Source organism: Pseudomonas peli (genome assembly GCF_050563605.1).
In the GTDB taxonomy this organism is placed as follows: domain Bacteria; phylum Pseudomonadota; class Gammaproteobacteria; order Pseudomonadales; family Pseudomonadaceae; genus Aquipseudomonas; species Aquipseudomonas peli_A.
This window is the reverse complement of record NZ_JBNXUH010000001.1, coordinates 273,781-297,640: the sequence shown is the minus strand read 5'-3', so window position 1 is coordinate 297,640 and position 23,860 is coordinate 273,781. Positions and strand designations below refer to the sequence as shown.

The 23,860-nt window shown below is 61.2% G+C and carries 22 protein-coding genes; 8 read left to right on the top strand and 14 right to left on the bottom strand.

What is annotated here, in order from left to right; genetic code table 11:
• Positions 1–151: 151 nt before the first annotated feature.
• The 3 genes from ACQ4LH_RS01395 to ACQ4LH_RS01385 all read right to left on the bottom strand — a co-directional run bounded on the left by ACQ4LH_RS01395 (position 152) and on the right by ACQ4LH_RS01385 (position 4,613).
• A complete protein-coding gene (locus ACQ4LH_RS01395; RefSeq protein WP_430695541.1) occupies positions 152–670 on the bottom strand; it encodes an Hcp family type VI secretion system effector in 519 nt (172 codons plus the stop codon).
• A 303-nt stretch (positions 671–973) separates the two neighbouring features.
• Positions 974–3,532, bottom strand: coding sequence for a TRAP transporter permease (locus ACQ4LH_RS01390; protein ID WP_430695540.1), 2,559 nt, complete (start codon positions 3,530–3,532; stop codon positions 974–976).
• A gap of 109 nt (positions 3,533–3,641) precedes the next feature.
• Positions 3,642–4,613: a TAXI family TRAP transporter solute-binding subunit gene (locus ACQ4LH_RS01385; protein ID WP_430695538.1), complete on the bottom strand. Its 972-nt coding sequence runs from the start codon at positions 4,611–4,613 to the stop codon at positions 3,642–3,644.
• Between the two features lie 228 nt (positions 4,614–4,841).
• Here ACQ4LH_RS01385 and ACQ4LH_RS01380 point away from each other — a divergent pair, with 228 nt between their 5' ends.
• The 3 genes from ACQ4LH_RS01380 to ACQ4LH_RS01370 all read left to right on the top strand — a co-directional run bounded on the left by ACQ4LH_RS01380 (position 4,842) and on the right by ACQ4LH_RS01370 (position 6,880).
• Entirely contained in the window at positions 4,842–5,867 is a 1,026-nt protein-coding gene (locus ACQ4LH_RS01380) for an AraC family transcriptional regulator (RefSeq protein WP_430695537.1), read from the top strand.
• 30 nt (positions 5,868–5,897) lie between these two features.
• Positions 5,898–6,380: a hypothetical protein gene (locus ACQ4LH_RS01375; RefSeq protein WP_430695536.1), complete on the top strand. Its 483-nt coding sequence runs from the start codon at positions 5,898–5,900 to the stop codon at positions 6,378–6,380.
• 71 nt (positions 6,381–6,451) lie between these two features.
• Positions 6,452–6,880 carry an Imm50 family immunity protein gene (locus ACQ4LH_RS01370; protein ID WP_430695535.1) on the top strand — a complete coding sequence of 143 codons (429 nt, stop codon included), beginning with the start codon at positions 6,452–6,454 and terminating at the stop codon, positions 6,878–6,880.
• Between the two features lie 55 nt (positions 6,881–6,935).
• Here the strand turns inward: ACQ4LH_RS01370 and ACQ4LH_RS01365 are convergent, their stop codons facing one another.
• A complete protein-coding gene (locus ACQ4LH_RS01365; protein WP_430695534.1) occupies positions 6,936–7,886 on the bottom strand; it encodes an SDR family oxidoreductase in 951 nt (316 codons plus the stop codon).
• Between the two features lie 206 nt (positions 7,887–8,092).
• On the opposite strand from ACQ4LH_RS01365, the gene ACQ4LH_RS01360 reads away from it, so the two are divergent.
• The gene (locus ACQ4LH_RS01360) at positions 8,093–8,440 is read left to right on the top strand and encodes a VOC family protein (protein WP_430695533.1); all 348 of its coding nucleotides are present in this window, start codon (positions 8,093–8,095) and stop codon (positions 8,438–8,440) included.
• A gap of 13 nt (positions 8,441–8,453) precedes the next feature.
• A complete protein-coding gene (locus ACQ4LH_RS01355) occupies positions 8,454–9,467 on the top strand; it encodes a DUF5924 family protein (protein WP_430695531.1) in 1,014 nt (337 codons plus the stop codon).
• A gap of 122 nt (positions 9,468–9,589) precedes the next feature.
• On the opposite strand, the gene ACQ4LH_RS01350 is transcribed toward ACQ4LH_RS01355, so the two are convergent.
• From ACQ4LH_RS01350 to ACQ4LH_RS01330, 5 genes are all read right to left on the bottom strand, one after another.
• On the bottom strand, positions 9,590–10,819 hold the full coding sequence (locus ACQ4LH_RS01350) for a nucleoside recognition domain-containing protein (RefSeq protein WP_430695530.1): 1,230 nt from the start codon (positions 10,817–10,819) through the stop codon (positions 9,590–9,592).
• A gap of 104 nt (positions 10,820–10,923) precedes the next feature.
• Positions 10,924–11,382, bottom strand: a complete 459-nt coding sequence (locus ACQ4LH_RS01345) for an inhibitor of vertebrate lysozyme family protein (RefSeq protein ID WP_430695529.1) — start codon at positions 11,380–11,382, stop codon at positions 10,924–10,926.
• A 10-nt stretch (positions 11,383–11,392) separates the two neighbouring features.
• Positions 11,393–11,557, bottom strand: coding sequence for a DUF1328 domain-containing protein (locus ACQ4LH_RS01340; protein ID WP_090379030.1), 165 nt, complete (start codon positions 11,555–11,557; stop codon positions 11,393–11,395).
• Between the two features lie 77 nt (positions 11,558–11,634).
• The gene (locus ACQ4LH_RS01335) at positions 11,635–12,069 is read right to left on the bottom strand and encodes a ferritin-like domain-containing protein (RefSeq protein ID WP_430695528.1); all 435 of its coding nucleotides are present in this window, start codon (positions 12,067–12,069) and stop codon (positions 11,635–11,637) included.
• Positions 12,070–12,152: 83 nt separating this feature from the next.
• A complete protein-coding gene (locus ACQ4LH_RS01330; RefSeq protein ID WP_430695527.1) occupies positions 12,153–12,989 on the bottom strand; it encodes a BON domain-containing protein in 837 nt (278 codons plus the stop codon).
• Positions 12,990–13,241: 252 nt separating this feature from the next.
• Between ACQ4LH_RS01330 and algB the strand changes: the two genes are divergently transcribed.
• Together algB and ACQ4LH_RS01320 are read left to right on the top strand one after the other, a co-directional pair.
• Positions 13,242–14,594: a sigma-54-dependent response regulator transcription factor AlgB gene (gene algB / locus ACQ4LH_RS01325; RefSeq protein ID WP_430695526.1), complete on the top strand. Its 1,353-nt coding sequence runs from the start codon at positions 13,242–13,244 to the stop codon at positions 14,592–14,594.
• Positions 14,591–16,366: a KinB sensor domain-containing domain gene (locus tag ACQ4LH_RS01320; RefSeq protein WP_430695525.1), complete on the top strand. Its 1,776-nt coding sequence runs from the start codon at positions 14,591–14,593 to the stop codon at positions 16,364–16,366. The genes algB and ACQ4LH_RS01320 overlap by 4 nt, the downstream gene beginning before the upstream one ends.
• A gap of 26 nt (positions 16,367–16,392) precedes the next feature.
• On the opposite strand, the gene ACQ4LH_RS01315 is transcribed toward ACQ4LH_RS01320, so the two are convergent.
• From ACQ4LH_RS01315 to ACQ4LH_RS01305, 3 genes are all read right to left on the bottom strand, one after another.
• Complete coding sequence (locus ACQ4LH_RS01315; protein WP_430695523.1) at positions 16,393–17,928, bottom strand: nucleobase:cation symporter-2 family protein; 1,536 nt, start codon at positions 17,926–17,928, stop codon at positions 16,393–16,395.
• A gap of 207 nt (positions 17,929–18,135) precedes the next feature.
• Entirely contained in the window at positions 18,136–18,912 is a 777-nt protein-coding gene (locus ACQ4LH_RS01310) for an N-acetylmuramoyl-L-alanine amidase (RefSeq protein ID WP_430695522.1), read from the bottom strand.
• Positions 18,909–19,502, bottom strand: a complete 594-nt coding sequence (locus tag ACQ4LH_RS01305) for a MarC family protein (RefSeq protein ID WP_430695521.1) — start codon at positions 19,500–19,502, stop codon at positions 18,909–18,911. The genes ACQ4LH_RS01310 and ACQ4LH_RS01305 overlap by 4 nt, the downstream gene beginning before the upstream one ends.
• A 181-nt stretch (positions 19,503–19,683) precedes the next feature.
• On the opposite strand from ACQ4LH_RS01305, the gene ACQ4LH_RS01300 reads away from it, so the two are divergent.
• Complete coding sequence (locus ACQ4LH_RS01300) at positions 19,684–21,102, top strand: DASH family cryptochrome (protein WP_430695520.1); 1,419 nt, start codon at positions 19,684–19,686, stop codon at positions 21,100–21,102.
• Positions 21,103–21,108: 6 nt separating this feature from the next.
• Here ACQ4LH_RS01300 and ACQ4LH_RS01295 read toward each other — a convergent pair whose 3' ends face one another.
• Together ACQ4LH_RS01295 and ACQ4LH_RS01290 are read right to left on the bottom strand one after the other, a co-directional pair.
• Positions 21,109–22,974, bottom strand: coding sequence for a diguanylate cyclase (locus ACQ4LH_RS01295; RefSeq protein ID WP_430695519.1), 1,866 nt, complete (start codon positions 22,972–22,974; stop codon positions 21,109–21,111).
• Between the two features lie 15 nt (positions 22,975–22,989).
• Positions 22,990–23,853, bottom strand: coding sequence for an endonuclease/exonuclease/phosphatase family protein (locus ACQ4LH_RS01290; RefSeq protein WP_430695517.1), 864 nt, complete (start codon positions 23,851–23,853; stop codon positions 22,990–22,992).
• Positions 23,854–23,860: the final 7 nt, after the last annotated feature.

Below are 23,860 nucleotides of genomic sequence, written 5' to 3'. Positions count from 1 at the left end.
TGAGTCGAGCAGTTATGCGCGGCGCAGCCGTTTTAACCCAGGCGCTGCCGGGTGAACGTGCATATTCGACTTTATTACGATCCCATCTTTCTGAAACGCAGCGGCCAGGACAAGCCTGGCCGAAGCGGTATTACGCGAACTCAGCCAATGCTTAGGCGGAGATCGGGGTACGCCAGTCGTCGGAGCCGGAAGTGCCGGAGACTTCGTGGGTCCAGACGATTTTGCGGTAGGTGAAGTACACGTCTTCGAGGTGGGTGAAGTGAGCCATGTTCGGATCCTGGCAGTTCGGCATACGCGACTGCACGTCAACGATCACGGCATCTTCCAGCTCGATGGTGAAGTAGTGTTCTTGAGTACCGGTGGAGGAAGTGCGGTACCACTCCAGACGGCACTTGGACAGACGCTCACCGGAGGTCAGGGAGTTGAAGATCAGCGGCGAGGATTTGTCGAAGACTTTGGTGATCATCAGCGGCTTGTGGACGCGCTGGCCAGTCGGCTGACCGGACTGCGGATCACGCGGGATGATGACCTGGTGGTTGAAGGCTTGAACCAGAATCTGGTCTTCATGACCTTCCTGGAAGATGTTACCGACGGAATCTTCGGTGAAGGTGCCGGCAGTGATCAGGCCTTGTTTGGTGCCTTCGAGGGACAGATACGCGGGTGTTGGCATGAGTGCTTTCCTTGCCTTGGGTCATGGATCTGCAGTGATCCGGGAACTCCCTATATAGCGACAAGCATGCCAATTAAATAAAAGTCTTATAAATCAGTATCTTGAGATCAATACCGGTGTGCATATCAAGCCGTTGTGCGCCAGTTCACTGAAAGCTGAGCAACTTGTTGCGCAAGGCTGCGCAGGTTTCTGCGCAGCTTGCTCAAAGCCATTAGCTACAAGGCCTACAGCCTGATACCCACAGACTTATCAACAGCCCGCTGCGCAATAAGCTGCGCAGCGGGTGGATGCGTCAGGCTCAGTTTAAGCCGTCGCGCTGGAACGGCGGCGCCGCTGCAACCAGACCACCAGGGCGAACAGCAGGAAGCCAGGAATCCACATCAGTTCCTTGGTCCAGCGATCCGTCGGGGCGCGAACGGTGAGGATTTCCTGATCGAACTCCAGGCCAGCTTCGGCCGCCGGGCTGCCGAAGGTGACGCTATCGACCAGCACCTTGCCGCCCTCTTCATAGGTCAACAGGCCGAGTTTCTCCAAACGCTCTTCGCCGCTGGCACCTTCCGGCACGGGCAGCAGCAGACTGAACTCGCGGGCATCACCGACCGCATCCTCACCTTTGATACGCAGACGCAGCTGGCTGCCATCGGCCACATCACCCAGGGCCTGGGCCAGTTGTGCCGGCGGGATGTCACGGTAAGGGTCATGCACGATGTCCATCCAGAAACCCGGACGGAACAGGGTGAAGGCCACCAGCAACAGCAGCAGGTTCTCGTACCAGCGGCTACGCACCAGGAAGTAACCCTGGCTGCCGGCGGCGAAGATCAGCATGGCGATGGTGGCGATGATAAAGATCAGCACCCCGTGCCAGAAGTCCACGTCGATCAGCAGCAGGTCGGTGTTGAAGATAAACAGGAACGGCAACACCGCCGTACGCATGCTGTAGTAGAAGGCCTGAATCCCGGTCTTGATCGGATCGCCCTTGGACACCGCAGCAGCGGCGAACGAGGCCAACCCAACCGGCGGCGTCACGTCGGCCATGATGCCGAAGTAGAAGACGAACAGATGCACAGCAATCAACGGCACGATCAGGCCGTTCTGCTGGCCGAGGGTGACAATCACCGGCACCAGCAGGCTGGACACCACGATGTAGTTGGCAGTGGTCGGCAGGCCCATGCCCAGCACCAGGCTGAAGATCGCCGTCAGCACCAGCATCAGCAGCAGGTTACCCATCGACAGCAACTCGACCAGATCCGCCAGCACCAGGCCAACCCCGGTTTGCGACACCGCGCCGACGATGATGCCCGCCGCCGCTGTAGCAATGCCGATGCCGATCATATTGCGCGCGCCCGCAATCAGGCCTTCACGCAGGTCGATCACGCCATCCATAAACGAGCCGTGGGCATGCGTGCCATCGGTGCGCAGCCAGCTCAGCAACGGACGCTGAGTCAGCAGGATGATCACCAGCATCACGCTGCCCCAGAAGGCCGACAGGCCGGGAGACAGACGCTCGATCATCAGGCACCAGACCAGCACCACCACCGGCAGCAGAAAGTGCAGGCCGGAGAGCAGTACGGCTCGGGTTTGCGGCAGCTTGTCGAGCGGCGCGTCCGGGTCTTCGGCAGGCAGCACCGGCACGCTGGCGGCGACTTTCAGCAGGCCCAGGTAGATCAGCGCCAGCAGCGCACCGATACCCGGCAGGGCGTACTCACCCAGCGCCGGTTTGAGCCAGCCGAGGCCGTAATACACCGCCAGCGACAGGCCGCTGATCAGCGCCGCACCGAAGGCGAAGCCGGTCAGGCGGCGCAGCCAGGGCTTGGGCTGATGCCCGCCCACCGGCTGCAGACCGAGCTTCAACGCTTCCAGATGGACGATATACAGCAGGGCGATATAAGAAATCGCCGCCGGCAGGAAGGCGTGCTTGATGATCTCGACATAGGGCATGCCGATGTACTCGACCATCAGAAAGGCCGCAGCCCCCATCACCGGCGGCATGATCTGGCCATTCACCGACGACGCCACTTCCACCGCGCCGGCCTTCTCGGCCGAGAAGCCGGTGCGCTTCATCATCGGAATGGTAAAGGTGCCGGTGGTCACCACGTTGGCAATCGACGAGCCGGAAATCAGCCCGGTCAAACCCGACGCAACCACGGCCGCCTTGGCCGGGCCACCGCGGAAGTGGCCAAGCATGCTGAAAGCCAGCTGAATAAAGTAATGCCCCGCGCCAGCGCGTTCGAGCAAGGCACCGAACAGCACGAAGAGAAACACGAAGCTGGTGGATACGCCGAGGGCGATGCCGAACACCCCTTCGGTGGTGATCCACTGGTGGTTGGCCATGGCATTGAAGCTGACCCCACGGTGCGCCAGCATCCCCGGCATATAGGGCCCGGCCAGGCTGTAAACGAGGAACAGCAGGGCGATGATCGCCAGTGGCGGGCCAAGCACTCGGCGGGTGGCTTCCAGCAGCAAAGGGATGCCGATACAGGCGGTCAGCATGTCCGCGGTGGTCAGGCTGCCCGGACGTAAAGCCAGCTGCTGGTAGAAGATAAACAGGTAGGCGGCGCTGGCTGCAGCGACCAAGCCCAGGGCGATATCCAGCAGCGGCACGCGGTCACGCGGCGACTTGCGAAAGGCCGGGTAGGCGAGAAACGCCAACAACAGGGCAAACGCCAGGTGGATAGCACGGGTTTCGGTGTCGTTGAACACACCAATGCCGAACACGAACGGCAGCGGCGAGGCGATCCACAGTTGAAACAGCGACCAGAGCAGAGCCAGGCCGGTGATCACCTGCGCCATGGCCCCTAGCGGGGTGCGCGCACCGACATCCTGGGCGATCAGTTCTTCGGTGGACAGTTGCTTGTCATGCATGGGTTGAACCTGCATTCGAGAGTACGGAAAACGGCAAAACCCGCAGCCTTGCAGCTGCGGGTTTGCTTATCTAGAGACACTAGCCCGTTTGACGGGCAGCGTGGGCTGCTTACAACCAGCCGCGCTCTTTGTAATAACGCACTGCGCCTTCGTGCAACGGTGCGCTGAGACCGACTTTGATCATGTCTGCTTCTTTCAGGTCGGCAAATGCAGGGTGCAGACGCTTGAAGCGATCAATGTTGTCGAAGACCGATTTAACCAGCTGGTAAACCACTTCCGGGCTGGCCTTGGCCGAGGTGGAAAGCACCGCTTTGCCGCCGATCGACGGGGTTGGCGCGTCGTTGCCCTTGTACACGCCGCCGGGGATATCGGCCTTGGTGTAGTAGCTCTTCGCAGCCAGCAGCTTGTCGATTTCCGCACCGGTCACCGGCACCAGTACCGCGTCGGTAGTGGTGGTGGCTTCCTGGATGGCACCGTTAGGGTGGCCAACGAAGTAGGTCATCGCATCGATGTTGTTGTCGCCCAGGGCAGATGCCTGCTCGGCTGGCTTCAACTCGGCGGCCAGGGAGAAGGCGGAACGATCCCAGCCCTTAACCTGCATGATCTCTTCCAGGGTGTCGCGCTGACCGGAACCTGGGTTACCGATGTTTACGCGCTTGCCTTTGAGGTCATCGAAGCTGGCGATGTTGGCATCACGGCGGGCGAGGATGGTGAACACCTCACTCTGCAGCGAGAACACCGCACGGATGTCCTCCATGGCGCCTTCTTTCTCGAACGGCGCGACGCCCTTCATGGCCTTGAACTGGTGGTCCGACTGCATGATGCCGAAATTGAATTCGCCACTGCGGATACCGTTGACGTTGGCCACGCCGCCGCCACTGGCTGGGGCGTTGCACTTGATGCCGTGTTCAGCAGCACCGCGATTGAGGAAGCGGCAGATCGATTGACCGGCAACGTAATAAACGCCGGTTTGGCCACCGGTGCCGATGGTGACGAATTTCTCTTCGGCCTGTACGGCGCTGCTCAGGGTAATACCTGCGAGTGCAGCCGACAGGGCCCATGCCAGGGATTTACCTTTCATGGGAGTTCTCCTTTTCTGTTTATTTTTGAACCGGTCGCACCTTTTGAGTGCGTCCGGAGGACAAGAGTCTAACCGCTCAGCCACAGGTTGCACGGAGTAATACCGGCGCCCCTGGTAACCAAGTGTTAGAGAGGGTCTGTTGCCGTTTCGTTCGCGGCGGCGCGAATGGAACAGACTCTAGACGTCTTAACGCTACCTTCAGGCCACAGCTTTGGGCAGAATCAGGCCATGCCCAAGCACACACTCGACTCGCAACACACCTCGGTCAGCGCCAGCATCACCCTCGCGGTGCTGCATGCCGCCAGCCGCCTGGGCGTTGATCGCGCCCAACTGATGAGCGCCTGCGAACTGCACGACAGCCAGCTCAGCGACCCCGATGCGCGCGTACCTTTCGCCACTCAGGAACAACTGTGGCAACACCTCAGCCGCATCGAACATGCCGAACCCGGCCTGGCCCTAGGCTGCAACCTCGCCCCCGGCCCGTTCAGCGTGCTCGGTTATCTGTTGCAGAGTAGCCCGACCCTCGGCGACGCGTTGGCCGCCGGGCTGCGTTATCAGCGCCTAGTCGGCGAGGGCGGCGAAGTGCAATTGCGCGAACAGGGCGAGGAGTTGCAGCTGCTCTATCGCCCGCTACATCCCGAACTGCCGGCCACCCGCACCCGCGTGCTGGCGCTAATGGCCTGCTGGGTGCAGATGCTCCACCCGTTGCTGGATAACTGGCAGTTACTGCGCGCGCAGTTCGTCCACGAACAACCGCCAACGCTCGACAGCTACAGCGAAACCTTCGCCTGCCCGCTGCAGTTTGCCGCCAGTGATTACGGCATCGTCCTGCCGCGCAGCCTGGCCCGCGCACCACTGATCCAGGCCAATCCGCCACTGCAGAACCTGCTGCGCCAGCATGCCGAAGCCCTGCTCGCCCGCCTGCCCAGCGAAGGACTAAGCGCCCGTGTGGTGGCCCTGCTCGGTGAACAACTGGCGCGCGGCGAGCCGGATCGCAGCGAACTGGCGCGCCATCTGCACCTGAGCGAACGCACCCTGCAGCGACGTCTGGCCGATGAAGGCTGCAACTACCAGCAACTGCTTAACGACACCCGCCAGCAACTGGCCGAACAACACCTCAGCACCGGCGACTTACCCGCCGCAGAAATCGCCCTGCTGCTGGGCTACTCGGAACCCAGCGTATTTTTCCGCGCGTTTCGCCAATGGACTGGGTTATCGCCGGGTGAATATCGGGCGCGGCAGAAAATTCAATAACTATCTATTAAATATCTTCAGGGAAGCCACATGGAACTTAAAGTAGGAAACTTTACCTTCGGAAGGTGCGATAAAATTGCTGCAGAATGGATGCATCAACACGGCCAAGTTTTACTAAAATATTCTTTATCGATTATATTTATCTGGCTCGGCGCGCTGAAACCACTTGGCTTAAGCCCAGTAAATGACTTGGTGACTAACACAATAACCTGGCTTCCTCCTGACATATTTATCCCTATTCTGGGGTATTGGGAGATTGCCATTGGTATATGCCTGCTTTTTAAACCACTCCTGAGAATTGCCCTAAGCCTACTATTCTTACAGTTATTCGGGACTATCCTGCCGTTATTTGTATTGCCTGAAGTCTGTTTTATAAAGTTCCCTTATGCCTTAACTCTTGAAGGGCAATACATAATTAAAAACTGTGTGATTTTGAGCGCAGCTCTTGTAGTTGGTGGCGGCTTAAGCAAAGACAGCTCGCTGCATGCCAGCCAATGTGCTCAAGAAACCTAAGCTGGTTCAGTTTATTTACTTCGCCCACTGAAACAGGTCGCCCCGCCTATTAATCGGACAGCTAAACCAGCATGGAAAGTATCAAGCACATTGAGGGATCCGAGAAAGTAAAGAAGGCCTTGGGATTCTGGCCTTCGTTTCATGATGCCGAGGTCATTTCTTTTTCTGTGTCGAGGGCATTACCCATAGACACAAATATCTGCTTTGCCAAGCTTGTTGTTCATGTGCAGCAATATGCTGAGGTTGGCGTGGGGACTGCTGAATATGCGCTGACACTCATCAAAAGCGTATTGGTTAACTTTATTTTCAACGGGGTGTCTGACCTTTCAATTTCAGAGTTCAACCATCAAAACGTTATAAATTCAATTAAGTTCAAGATCACAGAACCCCATGGGTCGCCAGGCATCTACGTTGAGATCGAATCCATTTGGGGGTTCGGAGGTTCGCTACAGTGCAACAACGCTGCAATTGAGTCCGTAGAAGAACTGCCAATTGTGTAAGCCTTGCGTGTGGTTCAAATCGCTTGCTGGCTAGCGATCAAGCCCTTACAAATCCTTAAATCCCCTGCGCCCGTAAAAACGCCAGAAACGCCTCGCGCGAGCTATAGCGTGGGCTAAAGCCGAAGTCCTGTTTCAGCCGGCGATTGCTCAGCACCGGGCGATAGCGCAGAAAATCCACCTGCTCCGGGCCGTAGGGGCTTAGGCCCAGGGGGTTGAGCACGCGCAACGCGGTGCGAATCAGCCAGGCCGGCAGGGCGCGGTAGGGCTTGTTAAGCAGTTCGGCGATTTCCTTGAGCGATAGCGCGCCATCGCCTGCCAGGTTGAAGATGCCGGCGCTCTGCTGGCGCAGGCCGCGGCAGATGATGTCCACCACATCCTGATCCCAGATAAATACGAAGCGGCTGTCGCTGCCACGAATGCCCAGCACCGCTGGTTTCTTGAATAGCTCGGTGATCTGGTTGTTCACCTGTTTGCCAAGAATGGTGCCGGGGCGTAGCACCAGCTGCTTGAGTTGCGGATGCTGCGCGCGTGCTTCGGCCAGCAGCAGTTCCACTTCACGTTTGTGCTTGGCGTAGGCGAAGTGGGCATGGCCGCGCAGCGGCTGATCCTCATCCAGCCATTCGGCATTCTGCGGGTCATAGCCATAGGCGGCGCCGGAGCTGGTAACGATCAACTGCTCGACGCCATGGACGGCAGCCGCCTGAATAAGCGCCTGGGTGCCGCCCACATCGATGGCATGCAGCTGCGCCTCGCTCATACCCGGCGGCGGCGTGACCACCGAGGCCAGGTGAACAATCGCCTGCGGCTGCCAGGTGGCCACGCAATCTTCCACGGCCGCGGGCTGGCTGATATCGAGCAGCACCGGTTCGATATTCAGCTTCATCCCCGCGCGGTTCTGCGGGCGGATATCGGCGGCAATCAGCAGCCACTGCGGGTGCTGAACGGCCAGTTGGTTAAGCAGCTGCTGGCCGATATAGCCGGCTGCCCCCGTGATCAAGACGCGCATTTAACTCTCCATAACGCAGCGCAGCCCCGTGGTGCGCGGGCTGCGTTTGCGCCGACTGTGTTTGCCCATTGCAGGCTATCCAGCGGATTGCGGGGAGGCAGTGGCAAGGCTGGCCAAACAGCGTTGCCAAAGGCGACAGATGCGTGTGCCCTGGCCGGCTGGGCGCGCTATGCTCTGCGCCCCGCCATTTGCCCAGGTATGTCGCCATGAGCCAAGCCGAACAGAATCTGCGTATCGACTACATCGAGTTAGCCGCCGTCGACCTGCCGGCGCTCAAGCAGTTCTATGAACAGGTCTTTGGCTGGCGCTTTACCGACTACGGCCCTCACTACAGCAGCTTTACCGACGGGCGCATGACGGGTGGCTTTACCACCGACAGCGCAGCGGGTGCCGGCCCACTGGTAGTGATTTACGCCACGGATCTGGAAGGCGTCTGCGCCCAGGTGGCCGCTGCTGGCGGGCAGATCACCCAGGCAATCTTCAGCTTCCCCGGTGGCCGACGCTTCGAATTCAGCGACCCAAGCGGTAATCGCCTGGCCGTCTGGTCGGAATAATCGAGTTCAATTTATGCCTGCGTGGAAAAACCTGATCTTCAAGCTGGTGGCGCTGATTCAGCGCAACCCCGGGCTGGTCGCGATCTTTGGCTTTGCCTCGGGCTTGGCGAGCTTTCTACTGGTCGAGCGGCATGCCGAACTGGCGCAGATTTTGGCGCTGGTGATGCTGATCAGCTGGTTGTGGCTGATTCTGGAAAATATCCTGCGCGAGCGCATCGCCAAGTGGTTCGGTTTCGAGCTGCCGCCGCCCCTGCTGCGCTATGCGACACAGATGATCCACCAGGAGAGCCTGTTCTTCGTTCTGCCGTTCTTCTTTATCACCACCACCTGGAACAGCGGCCAGCTGCTGTTCAGCGGCCTGCTGGCCAGCGCTGCGCTGATCTCGATTATCGACCCGCTCTACTACCGCTGGCTGGCGCCCAAGCGCTGGCTGTTTCTCGCCTATCACACCCTGACGCTGTTCGCCGTGCTGCTCACGGCGCTGCCGATTATCTTCAAGCTGACCACCCCGCAGAGCTATCAGCTGGCGCTGGCGGCGGCGGTAGTGCTGTCGTTTCCATCACTGTTCACCATCATCACCGTACAACGCTGGTGGCGGGGCTTGCTGCTGGTCGGCCTGACCCTGGCCATTGGTGCAACTGGCTGGCTAGCGCGCACCTGGGTGCCGCCGGCAACCCTGTGGTTGACCGAGGTAGCGGTAACCAACGAATTCGATAACCAGAACCGCGCGCCGGGCGAGAGCATCAAGGAATTGAGCGTGGCGCAACTGCGCAGCCAGGGCCTGTTCGCCTACACCTCAATCAGTGCGCCGCGCGGGCTGAATGAGCGGATTTATCACGTCTGGCGCCGCGATGGCGGCGAAGTCGAGCGCATTGCCCTAGATATCCAAGGCGGGCGCAAGGAAGGCTACCGCGCCTGGACCCACAAACAGAACTTCCCCGCCGACGCCGTAGGCCGCTGGCAGGTGCAGGTGCTGACCGAAGCCGGGCAGATGATTGGTGTGCTGCGGTTTAAGGTGGTGGAGTAGCGGCTTAGCGGTGGGTACCTTTTATTCCCTCTCCCCCAGCCCCTCTCCCACACGTGGGAGAGGGGTGCTAAACGCGTCATTACCGGTACAGGGCCGACGCGCAGCAGATCGTTGCCGAACACCTACCCGAAGAACCAGTAGCAGACGAAGATAGCCGCCACCACGCCGGCAAACTCGGCCAGCAGCGCGCAGCCTACGGCGTGGCGTACGCGCTGGATGCCGACCGCACCGAAGTACACCGCCAGCACATAGAAGGTGGTTTCCGTGCTGCCCTGGATCGTCGCCGCCACCAGTGCGGCAAAGCTGTCGACGCCCTGGGTCTGCATGGTTTCGATCAGCATGGCGCGCGCCGCGCTGCCGGAGAAGGGTTTCACCAGCGCGGTGGGCAGCGCTTCGACAAAGCGCGTATCCCAGCCAACCACCTCGACCAGCCAGCGAATGCCGTCGAGGCCGAACTCCAAAGCGCCAGATGCGCGCAATACGCCAATCGCGCAGAGCATCGCCACCAGGTAGGGCAGCAGGCTCTTGGCCACGTCGAAGCCTTCTTTGGCGCCTTCGACAAACTCCTCGTACACCGCGACCTTCTTCAGCGCGCCGAGCAGCAGAAACAGCATGATGATGCCGAACAGGGTGAGGTTGCCGGCCAGCGACGACAGGGCCGCCAGCGCCGTGGCGGACATGGTCGCCAGCACGGCCATAAAGCTGCCGAGCAGCAGCGCGCCGGGGATCAGGTACGCCAGCACCACCGGGTCCCACAGGCGCAGGCGCTGCATCAGCGCCACCGACAGCAGGCCGACCAGGGTCGAGGCACTGGTGGCCAGCAGAATCGGCAGAAACACCAAAGTCGGATCGGGCGCGCCCTGCTGGGCGCGGTACATAAAGATGGTCACCGGCAGCAGGGTCAGCGACGAGGCATTGAGCACCAGAAACAGGATCTGCGCATTACTCGCCGTGGTGCTGCTGGGGTTGAGGGTTTGCAACGCGCGCATGGCTTTCAGGCCAATCGGCGTGGCGGCGTTGTCCAGGCCCAGGCCATTGGCGGCGAAGTTCATGGTGATCAGGCCGAGGGCCGGATGGCCGCGCGGCACTTCCGGCATCAGCCGCGCAAACAGCGGGCCGAGCATGCGCGCCAGGGCATCGACCAGGCCGGCTTTTTCCGCGATGCGCAGCAGGCCGAGCCACAGGGTCAGGGTGCCGAACAGCAGCACCATGACCTCGACCGACAGCTTGGCCATGGCAAACAGGCTTTCGACCATGGCAGCGAATACCGCCGGGTCGTCGCCCAGCAACCAGCGCGCCAGGCCGGCAATTGCCGCCACCACGAAAAACCCCAGCCACAAGCCGTTGAGCATGCTGTCTCTCCCCCAGATCAATGGGCGGGATGATAGCGCGGCTTAGTGCAGCTGGGGTGGGGGTTAACCGGTATGGCGCGCTTGAGCCGCGAGCCATACAACCACTAGTACCAATTGGGGTCGCTTTTCAGCTGCTCTTGCAGCAACTGCTGAGTCGCTTCATCCGGTTCGCCGAGCCAGCGCAGGGTAGCGTGCTGGCTGGGTGCCTTGTCCGTCGGCAGGCCGTCGGGCAGTTGCACATAGAGTGCGTAGGCGTCCTCCTTGTCCCAGCTGAAGGCCACGTAGAGGCGCTGGTTAAAGCAGTTGTGCTCTTCACACAGCTGGCCGACCAGATACTTGTCGCCGTCGTCATCCAGGCCCTGCATGGGGCTGGCGATGCCGCTGAGGTTCATTACCCACTCTGGCAGACGGCTTTCCTCTTCCACCAGCTCCTGCCAGCTTTCTTGATAAGCCGGATCACTGGCGAGCAGTTCGTTGAGGCGGAATTGGCCATCGGTGTCCGCGGCCAAAGCCGCCGCACTGCCGCCCAGCAAGAGGGCGGCAAGCAGCGTCTTGATGGTCATAGCGGCTCCTCTATCCACGTGGGCGGCGGCCCATGATGAACGAGACGATAAACATCACCAGGAACACCACGAAGAGAATTTTCGCGATACCCGTGGCGGTGCCAGCGATACCACCGAAGCCCAGGACTGCAGCGATGATGGCGATAATCAGAAAGGTAATGGCCCAACTCAGCATGGCGATACTCCTTGTTTACTCAGTGTGCGCCGCGGCGCGGTAAGACCCGGTGTGGCGCAAACCACACCGGACCGGGCTTACTGCATGGACTGTTTCAGGGTGCGCATACGGTCATGGTTAGCGCGCACTTTCGGCATTTCTGCGGTCAGCAGGGCCTGCACGTCCGGCTCAGCGCTTTCCAGAGCATCCTCGAAAGCATGCAGGATGCGGTCTTCGGCTTCTTCCAGCTGCCCCACGTAGGTGGCTTCGGTGTCGCTGGCCAGGGTCGCCTTGGTATCGGCGTAGACCTGACGCAGCTTGCCGACGAAGGTGCCGCCGCTGGCTGGTACTTCCTGGTTGGCGGCCACTTTCACCGACAGCGCGCGGATCAGCTCGCTCTTGCTCTGCGACATGTCGCGGAACAGCACCTGCAGGCGCACGTCCTTCACTTCATCGTGGGCGTGCTGGTAAAAGCGCTGGCCGTCACGGGTGATTTCGATCAGTTCGTTGAGTTGCTCGGTGGTGTCAGTCATGGTGGATCTCCTATGAGTTGTAGCGGCTGCCAAGGCAGCCTCAGACAACAGGCAGCGACCGGTATGGCCGCCGCCCGGATGAATTAGCTGTCGATGCGCAGACCATCGGCGTCAACGCCGCGCACGCCACGGATGTTGCGGGCGGTTTCAATCGCCAGTTGCTTCTCGGCGTTGCTCAGCACAGTGCCACTAAGGCTGACCATGCCCTTCTGGGTGTCGACGGAAATATCCAGACCGTCGAGGTTGCGGCTGTAGATAAAGCTGGATTTCACCTTGCTGGTGATCCACGCATCGCTGATCACCGCAGCGGTGTCATCGGCCGCGTTCTGCGCCTTGGCAGCGGTGCTGTCGGTGGCGCTGACGCTCAACTGATTGTCCACTGCACGCACACCATCGGTGTTGGCCGCCAAACGACCAGCCAGTTCCTTGGCTTCGGCGGTCTGCGCGTTACCGGTCAGGCTGACTTTGCCGTTGTCCGCGTTAACGTTGATATCCAGACCTTCGGTATTGCTGTTCCACAGCAGCTTGGATTTCACCGTGGCTACCAGAGTCGCGTCGTCAAAACGCTGCGACAGGTTCGGCTCGGCGCTGGCCTTGGCTTCGAAGGCCGGATCCAGAGTCAGCTGGTTGTCGACCTTTTTCACCCCTTCGATACCCAGGGCAATCTGCTCTGCGAGGTCGCGCTCTACATCGGTTTCCACCTTACCGGTCAGCTTGGCGCTGCCGTTTTCCACATCCACGTCGATGGTGAAGGGGTTGAGGTGGCGGTTAAGGGCAAACGCGGTCCAGATCGAGCCTTCCTGGCGCGCCTCGCTCAGCTCGCGGCTGGCATCGCCCTCGGCAGCATAGGCAGCGAAAGGAGCCAGACCGATCAGGCCGGCGGTCGCAGTGGCCAGGGCCAGAGTTTTCAATTGATGCATGGCAGTTCCTCCAATGGATAACGATCAAGCAGACGGCCGTTTGTCGCCGTCGTTACGGGTATATCGCAACTGCCATGCCAGCTTTGTTTGTTGATATAAATTCATAAATATCAATAACTTATAAACACTAACCGAAAGCACCAAGCTTGCAGCTTGCATGATCGGCGCAGAACGGCCGTGCAACTTGCACGACACGTCGCGGACTAACCCTGTGCACGCAATGACTGTGTGCGGGATAAGAAGGAGCTGGATATGCACGCAAGCACAGAAGAACAGAGCCTGGGACGCATTCTGCTGGTGGATGACGAGACCGCCATCCTGCGCACCTTCCGCTATTGCCTGGAAGATCAGGGTTATCAGGTGAGTACCGCGACCAGCGCGGCACAGGCTGATGCTCTGCTACTGCGCCAGGTCTTCGATCTGTGTTTTCTCGATCTGCGCCTGGGCGCGGACGATGGCCTGGACGTGCTGGCACAGATGCGCCTGCAGGCCCCCTGGATGCGGGTAGTGATCATCACCGCGCACTCGGCGGTGGACACTGCGGTGGATGCCATTCAGGCCGGCGCTGCGGATTATCTGGTCAAACCCTGCAGCCCGGAGCAGCTGCGCCTGGCCGCCGCCAAACAGCTGGAAGCGCGCCAGTTGGTCGAGCGCCTGGAACGCCTGGAAGGCTATGTACGCAAGCCTGGCGATGGCCTCGACTCGCAGAGCCCGGCACTGATGGCGGTGCTACAGACGGCCAAGCAGGTAGCCGACACCGACGCCAATATCCTGATTCTCGGCGAGTCCGGCACCGGCAAGGGCGAGCTGGCGCAGGCCATTCACCGCTGGAGCAAACGCGCGAAGAAGTCCTGCATCACCATCAACTGCCCGTCGCTGAGTGCCGAGCTGATGGAAAGCGAGCTGTTCGGGCATAACCGCGGGGCCTTTACCGGCGCCAGCGAAAGCACCCTGGGCCGGGTCAACCAGGCCGATGGTGGCAGCCTGTTCCTCGATGAGATCGGCGACTTCCCGCTGGCCCTGCAACCCAAATTGCTGCGCTTTATTCAGGACAAGCAATACGAGCGCATCGGCGACCCGGTGACCCGCCAGGCCGATGTGCGGATTCTCGCGGCAACCAACCTCAATCTCGATGAGATGGTCCAGCAAGGGCGTTTCCGCGAAGACCTACTGTATCGCCTCAACGTCATCACCCTGACCCTGCCGCCGCTGCGCGAGCGCCGCGAGGATATCCTCGACCTGGCCGAGCGTTTCCTCGCGCGCTTCGTCGTCGAGTATGCGCGGCCCGCACGCAACTTCAGCGAGGAGGCGCGCGAGGCGCTGCTGACTTACGCCTGGCCGGGCAATATCCGCGAGCTGCGCAACGTGATTGAGCGCGCCAGCATTATCTGCAGCGAAGCACTGGTGCAGGTCAGCCACCTCGGGCTCAACGCCCAGACCAGCCAATGTGCGCCGCAAATCGGTGATCAGCTGAGCCTGGAAGCCCTGGAAAAAGCCCATATCAGCGCCGTGATGGCCAACAGCGAAAGCCTCGACCAGGCGGCAAAAACCCTCGGCATCGACGCCTCGACCCTGTACCGCAAGCGCAAGCAGCTCAGCCTGTGAAGCTGCGCAGCCGGCTGTTTATCAGCAGCAGCGCACTGCTGACCGTGGCCATTGTCGGGCTGCTGTTGGGGATGTTCAGCGTGCTGCAGCTGACCCAGGTGCAGAGCCAGGCAATGACCCGCAATCTGCAGATCATCGATGCCAGCCTGGGCCTGCGTCAGGAGCTGGGCAAACAGGTGATTCTGCTGCTCGCCGAAGACCTCGACCGCGAGGCCCTGAAAGCCTCCGATAAGCAGTTCAAGGTCTGGCTGCAGCGCGCCGCCGAAAGCGCCACCGATGACAGCGACCGCCAGGCGATTGCCGAAATCGAGCGCGCCTACGCCAGCTTCGATGACCTGCTGGCCAAACCGCTGACCGTACGCCGCGAGCTGCTCAGCAATGACAGCTTCGGCCGCGCTATCGAAGCCCTGCGTGACCGCATCAACGCGGTGCAAACGCGCTATGTCGACGCCGCAGCGCTTGAGGAAACCCGCGCACGAGAGCGCGCGTGGCTGATCGCCGGCCTGCTGGGGCTGATCTGCATGGCGGTGCTGGTGATCGGTTTTGTCACCGCGCACAACATCGCCCAACGTTTCGGCCGGCCAATCGAGGCGCTGGCGCGCGCCGCCGACCAGATCGGCAAGGGCGATTTTCAGGTCACTCTACCGCTGACCCCCGTGGCGGAAATGTCCGCCCTGAGCCAGCGTTTCGGCCTGATGGCCGAGGCCCTGCGCGAGTTCAAGAACAGTGATATCGAGGCTCTGCAGGCCGGGCAACAACGCCTGCAGGCGGTACTCGACAGCATCGATGACGGCCTGCTGATCTTCGATTGCGCCGCGCGCATCGAGCACATCAATCCGGTGGCGCAGCGCCAGCTGAACTGGGGTGACGAGCAGCTTGGGCAGAAACTGGACGAGGCCATGCAACGCCCGGACCTGGCCGAGCAGCTGCACAAGGTGCTGCAAGGCGAAAGCCTGGACGAGGTGCTGGATGATGTGCAGACCGAGGTCGACGGCGAGCAACGTGTGCTGGCCTACAGCCTGTCCGGCGTTCACCACAGCGAAGGTCGGTTTATGTGCGCGGTGATGGTGCTGCGCGATGTCACCGAACAGCGCGCCTTCGAGCGTGTGCGCAGCGAGTTCGTGCTGCGTGCCTCGCATGAACTGCGCACGCCAGTGACCGGCATGCTGATGGCGTTCTCGCTGCTGCAGGAGCGCCTGCAGTTCAGCGCCGAAACCCGCGAGGCCGACCTGCTGAATACCGTGGATGAGGAAATGCACCGCCTGTTGCGGCTGATCAACGACCTGCTGAATTTCTCGCGCTACCAGAACGGCCTGCAGACCCTGGAACTCTCCGCCTGCGCCCTGGCCCCGCTGCTGCAACAGACCCAACAGCGCTTCAACGCCCAGGCCGCCGAGCTGCAGATCAGCCTGGCTTGTGAGGTGCACGGTGAACTGCCGGACGTGCAGATCGACCCGCTGCAGATCGAGCGGGTGCTCGACAACCTGATCGGCAATGCCCTGCGCCACAGCCACCCCGGCGGGCATATCCGCCTGCAGGCGCGGCAGCAGGATGATCGGGTGGTGCTCAGCGTGGAAGACAACGGCGAGGGCATCCCCTATCGCCAGCAAACGCGGATCTTCGAGCCCTTCGTCCAGGTCAGCCGCAAGAAAGGCGGCGCCGGCCTCGGCCTGGCGCTGTGCAAGGAGATCGTCCAATTGCACGGCGGGCAGATCGGCGTGCACTCACGCGCCGGCCAGGGTGCGCAGTTCTATCTGGCGCTGCCGATCTAGTCTCGGCAGCGTCAAATATCAGGGCCTCAGACGTGGCTGGCTGCAGCGGAAGAAGCACTGCGCGGTCTCGCCGCTGCCGGCGCATGTTCGTCCTCAAGCACAATCGGCACTTCCTTACCGTCAGAGTCGAACAGCTTACCGTCCTTGAAGTAATCGCCCTCACTCAAGCCGGCCACATCCTGATAGCGCAGGGTGCGGTCGCTGGCAGCGACGAATACCGATTGCTGATCCGAGTTGCCGGTCTTGACGTGGTTGAACACCAGGTTGAGCAGAATCGCCATGATCGCCGCCGAGCTGATGCCCGAGTGAAAGATAGTTTCGAACCAGGCGGGGAAGTGGTGATAGAAGGTCGGTGCGGCAATCGGGATCATGCCGAAACCGATCGATGTGGCGACGATGATCAGGTTCATATTGTTGCGGTAATCGACCTTGGACAGGGTGCGAATGCCACTGGCCGCCACGGTGCCGAACAGCACCACACCGGCACCACCCAGCACCGCCGTTGGCACGGCTGCCACCAGACGACCCATCACCGGCAGCAGGCCGAGGGTCACCAGAATCAGTCCGGCCGAGGCCACCACATAGCGGCTCTTCACCCCGGTTACGGCAACCAGGCCGACGTTCTGGGCAAATGCGCTCTGGGTGAAGGAGCCAAAAATCGGCGCAAGCACGCTGGAGATCATGTCCGCACGCAGGCCATTGCCCAGGCGCTTGGAGTCGACCTTGGTTTCGATGATGTCACCGACCGCGAGGATGTCCGCCGAGGTTTCCACCAGGGTGACGATGATCACGATCAGCATCGAAATGATTGCCGCGACATGGAAGGTCGGCATGCCGAAATGGAACGGGCTGGGCAGCGCCACCATCGGCCCCTCAGCCACCTTGGAAAAATCCGCCATGCCCAGGGCAACGGCCACCAGGGTGCCGATGATCATGGCCAGCAGGATCGACAGACGCGAGATGCTCGCACTGCCCAGCTTGCTCAACAGCAGCACAGTCACCAGGGTCAACGCGGCCAGGCCGATATTGGCCATGCTGCCAAAATCCGCCGCCTCGCTGTTACCACCCATGGCCCAGCGCGCCGCCACCGGCATCAGGGTCAGGCCGATGATGGCGATGACGATGCCATTGACCAGCGGCGGAAAGAATTTAGTGATTCGCGAGAACACCGGGGTGATCAGTAGCCCGATCAGTGACGCCGCTATCACCGCACCGAACACTGCCGGAAGACCGCCGGCACCATCGCTGCCGATGATCGCAATCATGGTTGCCACGCCCGCAAAAGACACGCCCTGCACCAGCGGCAATTGCGAGCCGAAGAACGGCAAACCAAGGGTTTGCAACAGGGTTGCCAGGCCGCCGGCAAACAGCGAGGCGGCGATCAGCAGGCCGATATCCGCCGGTGACAATCCCGCCGCCTGGCCAATGATCAGTGGCACCGCCACGATACCGCCATACATGGTCAGCACATGCTGCAGACCATAGGCGAGGTTGGCACCGATACCGAGGTTTTCGTCTTCCGGGCGCTGCGCGGACGACGGCGTAACAGGTGAAATCGTCATGCTGAGTTACTCGCTGTTGTTCTTGTGCGAGCAATGTAGACAAACAAAAAGCTTCTTGGCTACAACTTTGTATACATTTTCAGATAAAAGAGCATCACCAGAACGATTTCTGAATGAGCAGTCTACAAACGAACGCGTACACATAAAAAACCGCCGAAACAGACTCTGTTCCGGCGGTTGTTTATCAGCGGCGCTCGACAGCAGGTTTCAGCGCATGCTGTTCAACACCATCAGCAGCGCCGCAGTCTCGGCGTCCGGCTCGCCGTCGTAGCGGGCCGGGCGGTATTTCATCTGCAAGGCGGCGATCACGTTGCGCGTGGCCTGGTCCAGCTCGCCATGGCTAGGCACCACGTAGCCCTGACGCGCCAGTTGCTCCTGGAACCACTGCACGCTCGGCAGGCTGGCGCTGAACAGCGCCTGCTCACGCGCCACCTCGGCGGCATCCGGCCAGGCCATCAGGCCGGCGTCGGCCAGACGCTTCCAGGGGAACAGCGGACCGGGATCAACCTTGCGCTGCGGGGCAACATCGCTGTGCGCCAGGATGCTGCCGGGGGCCAGTTGGTGACGCTGCATGATGTCCTTGAGCAGCACGATCAGTGCATCGATCTGCGCGGGCGCAAAGGGCTGCCAGTAGCGACCGTTGGGAGTGTCGTAGAAGCCCTGGTTGACCAGCTCGATACCAATCGAAGTGCCATTGAGCCAGGTGCGGCCCTGCCACTGGCTGTCGCCGGCATGCCAGGCGCGGCGGTTTTCATCGACCAATCGGTAGATGGTCGCGGGCGCTTCGCCGATCAGGTAATGGCTGCTGACTTCAGTCTCGGTCAGCAGTTGCAGCGAGCGCGCCATATCGGTGGAGGTGTAGTGCAGCACGATGTACTGCACGCGGCTGTTCTGTCCGCTGGCGATATGGCTGTCATCAATGCGTAAACCACTGCTGCAACCGGCCAGCAACAAAACCAGAAAACTTAGACACAGAACTTTCATGGGTTGATATGCAACACGCTTTGCAGGTTATCCAGCAGCATGTCGACGCTGAGCATGATCAACAGCATGCCCATCAGCCGCTCCACTGCGGTCAACCCGCGAGGTCCGAGAAAACGCTGCAGCAACGAGGCCTGCAACAGAATAAATGCGGTCGCCGCCCAGGCCAGCAGTACGGCGGCGTAGAGTTCCCAGAGCGGCCCGTCGTGGGTATTGCGCAGGGTCATCAACACCGCCAGGGCTGAAGGCCCGGCCACCGCCGGGGTGGCCAATGGCACCAGCATCGGCTCGCCATCCGGCACATCACCCAACACCCCTTGCGGGCCGGGGAAGATCAGGCGCATGGCGATCACGAACAGGATGATACCGCCGGCAATCGCGGTTGCCTCCCGCGACAGGCCCAGGGCGCTGAGCACTTTGTCACCAAAGGTAAGAAACAGCAGCAACAGCGCCAGGGCGAACAACAGCTCACGCGCGGCGACCCACAGGCGGCGCTTGGCCGGTACGTTCTTCAGCGCGGCGATAAAGATGGCGATATTGCCGAAGGGGTCAGTGACCAGAAAGATCAACGCGGCGATGCCGAAAATTTCCATAGCTACTCCTCAACAGATCGGCAGAGTTTAGTGTCTATCGACATAGAAAACGCCTTTGATCTGGCAGAAACGCCACGCCGGTCTGTTGCCTGGGCAAGGTGCGACGGACGCTGCTAGACTAGAAATTTGTACAGATATGGATTTTTTGTACAGTTTTTGTATTGATTAGGAGATCAGCACAATGCGCGCACTGCTGTGGTTCAAACAGGATCTACGCCTTGATGACCACCCCGCCCTGCAGGCGGGCCTGACCGCCGAATGCCTGCTGCCGGTATACGTGTTGGACCCGGCACTGCTACAACTCAACGAATTTGGCATGCGTCGCATGGGCGTGCACCGCGCGCGCTTTCTGCTGGAAAGCCTGGTGGCACTGGAAGGTGAATTGCGCCAGCGTGGCTCACACCTGCTGGTAGTTATCGGCTCGGCGGAACAGGCGATTGCCCAGCTGGTTGCCCAGTTCAATCTGGACCAGGTGTTGACCCTGGAGGAAGTAGCGCCCGACGAACGCGCCCAGGTGGCCCGCGTGGCCCGGCGTCTCGGTGATATCCCCCTGCAACAGGCGCCGGCCAACAACCTGCTGCGCGCAGATGAACTGCCCTTCAGCATCGAACAACTGCCGCATGTGTTCAGCCGCTTCCGCAGCATGGTGGAAGAACGCCTACAGGTGTTCCAGCCGCGGCATGCGCCGGATCGTCTGCCGGGGCTGCCAGATGGCGCGCTGGCGCTGATGCAACCGCTGCCGACGCTGTCCCAGCTGGGCCTGGGTGAGCCGCTTAGCGTACCGGCCAGTGCCTTTCCGTTCTCCGGTGGCGAACCTGCTGCGCTGGGCAGGCTGCGCGACTACCTGTGGAAAACCCAGGGCGTTCGGCAGTACAAGGACACCCGCAACGGCATGATCGGTAGCGAATACTCATCGAAATTCTCGCCCTGGCTGGCTAACGGCAGCCTGTCTGCACGCCGCGTGGTGGCAGAGCTACGCCGCCATGAAGCGCAGTACAAACGCAACGATTCGACCCAGTGGCTGTGGGTGGAGATGCTCTGGCGTGATTTCTTCCGCTGGACTCTGATTCGCCATGGCAGCGCACTGTTCAAGGCGGGTGGCCTGAAGGCCACCGAACGCGCACCGCAGCAGCTGGATCAACGCTTTCAGGATTGGTCACGCGGGCGCACCGGCATGCCGCTGATCGACGCCAATATGCGCGAACTGGCCGCCACCGGCTTTATGTCCAACCGCGGCCGGCAGGTGGTCGCTAGCTATCTGATCAATGACCTGCAACAGGACTGGCGCCATGGCGCGGCCTGGTTCGAGGAACATCTGATTGATTACGACCCGGCCAGCAACTGGGGCAACTGGGCTTACCTGGCTGGCGTGGGCAACGATCCACGGCATAACCGAGTGTTCAATGCCCTGCGCCAGGCCCGTGAATACGACCCTGATGCGCAGTACGTCAGCCTCTGGCTACCGGAACTACGCGATGTGCCGCAGGCGCTGCGGCATACGCCCTTCCTGCTCGCCGGCGGGCATTTGCGCAGCCTCGGTTACCCGCAGCTGGACAGCATTCCGGAGAGCTGGAAGCCCTATCTGCATGCAGTGGCCTGAGTCGAGCTAGCTCAGTTCGACCCGATTGCGGCCGCCGCTCTTGGCGCGGTACAGCGCCTGGTCGGCGCGCTCGAACACCTTGTCGCTGCCCTCATCGCCGGTAAATGCGGTCAGGCCGGCCGACAGGGTGATGGTCACGCGTTCGCCACGAAAGTGGAACGGGCACTGCTCGACGCCATCGAGCAGGGTCTGCAGCAGCTGGTGACCGCCCTCCATGGGCGTCGAGGGAATCAGCAGAACAAATTCCTCGCCGCCAAAACGGGCAATAAAATCGGTCTTGCGAAGGCGCTTGGCCAGCTCGCCGGCAATGATCTTCAACACCTTGTCGCCGGCCAGGTGGCCGTAGCCGTCGTTGATCCGCTTGAAGTGATCAATATCCAGCACCGCCAGCAGTAGCTCGCCGCCGTAGCGCTTCCAGCGCGCCATCTCCAGCTCCAGACGCTCGCTCCAGCCGGCACGATTGGGCAGACCGGTAAGCGGATCAATCAGGGCTTTTTGCCGCTGCTCTTCGAGGTGATCGCGGAAGCTCTGCGCTTCCTGCTCCATATCGGCGACCTTCTGGGTCAGGCTTTGCAGGCGCTGCGCCACTTCTTCCTCATGGCCGTCGCGGTGCTTCTGATGCTCGCTGACTGTGCTGAGCAAGCCATCCAGGCGTGCCTCCAGTGATTGCTTAAGGGTCGGCAGATCGACCGCATCCTGCACGCTGGCCTGCAAGCCGCTGACCTGTTCGCGCAGTTCCTGGTTAAAGGTTCGTGCGCTTTCCACCGACTCGCTGTAGCCCTCATGGGCCTCGCTGAGGGTGGTGAGAAATGACGCCAGGCGCTCGTTAAGCTGCTTCAGGTAACTGGCAAACTCGCGCTGACCGCTGTCGGTAACGGCCAGCACCAGTACCGCCAGATCGTCCAGCACCGACACCAGCTCGTACCAGTTCAGGCCGCCCTGCACGCGCTGGCGCAAGGCATCGCCCTGGGGCTGATGACGCTCCGGCAACTCCAGCTCATCGAGCAGGCCCATCAGGCTGTCGCCGATATGTGGGGCAACCGCGCTATAACCTGGCTCAGGAATCTCCGGCAGGGCGTAGGCCGGATCAGCGGAACCCTGGGCTACTGCAACTATTGCAGCCGCCGCTGCTGCGCTGGGCACTTCGGCCGACACAGGCTGTGGTTCTGACACAGAGCTTGGCGTGACAGGTGCGACTGACGCAGACGCCTCATTGTTCGGCTTTACCTCCGCTTCAGCAACCGGAGGGGCGACTTGAGGTTGCGCGACACCAGCTGAGGCAGACGCTGCCGGTTGCGGTTGATCGACCTGTACCGATTCGTCGCCAGCGGGGCTGCCAGGCGCAGCTTCCTTGCCGCCAAACAAACGCTGGAGAAACCCCGGACGCGCCTGGCTGGGTTCAGCCTCAAGCGCAGCCAGGGCCTGTTGCTGCAGGCTGCTTAATTCGCTTAGTAGCGCCGGCAGTTCGCGCGGTTGGCTGGCACGCTCCTCGATACGTTTGGCAAACTGCTTGAGCGCCTTGCGCACCTCGCGCGGCGGCTCCAGGGCGAGCAGTTGATCGGTCAGGCTGGTGACTCCGGAGATGTTCTGCTCGACGCGATCCTGCCGGCGCTTTTCCGAGTCCAGCACGGCCTTTTCCAGGCGCGGAATCAGCGCCGACAGGCCGGCGTCGATATCGTCGCGGCGCAGAATATCGCGCAGTTCCTGCATGCACTGATCGACCGACTTGTCGCTGCCCTCGGCAGCCAGCGAGCTGCGCACCAAGCCGCGTCTTAGCAGGTCGAGTCGGGCATCCCAGCTGCGTTCGAGTTTCTCTTGCTGTTCCAGGCTTTCCAGGTACTTGCTTTTCCAGCGCTGGGCATCATCGGTCATGGTTGCAGTCCACGTTCAAGGCTCAATCAGCATAGGCGTTGCGGGCCCGTAGAGTGAAGTGGGCAGACGAATTTGCACCGCCACCGGCAGGTGATCGGAAATCGGCTGCGACAGCACCTCACAGCGCTCCAGCGGTAAGCCGGGACTGAGCAGAATGTGGTCAAGGCAACGCTGCGGCCGCCAGCTGGGAAAGGTTGCCTCGATCTGCGGAGCCAGCAGGCCAAGATCGCGAAGCGGCGAATGCAGCAGCAGGTCATTGGCATGGGTGTTCATATCACCCATCAGCACCATGTGCCGATAGTCGCTCAGCAGTTCGCGAATATAGGCCAACTGGCGCGTGCGGGTACGCGCGCCAAGGGACAGGTGCATCATCACCACGGCAACCGCATCTGGGCCCTCGCCCAGGCGCAGTAACATCGCACCGCGGCCGGGCGGACCGGGTAGCGGGTGGTCTTCCAGCAGGCTTGGCCTCAAGCGGCTGAGCACGCCGTTGCTGTGCTGCGCCAGGCGGCCGAGGTTGCGGTTGAGTTGCTGATACCAGTAGGGGAAAGCACCGAGGTGCGCGAGGTGCTCGACCTGATTGACGTAGCCCGAACGCAGGCTGCCGCCATCGACTTCCTGCAGCGCGACCAGATCGAAATCACCGAGCAGATCGCCAATCCGTTGCAGATTGCCGCTGCGCCCGGCATGCGGCAGCAGATGCTGCCAGCTGCGCGTCAGGTAGTGGTGGTAACGCTGGGTGCTGATGCCCACCTGGATATTGAAACTGAGCAGCCGCAGGCTGCCATTCTGCGGCCAGTCAGCCGCTGGCGCACAACGTGGATTGACCTGTGGATCGCACAGGTCAATCGCCCGTCTGGCCGGCCAGCGCTTGAGCATTACGCGT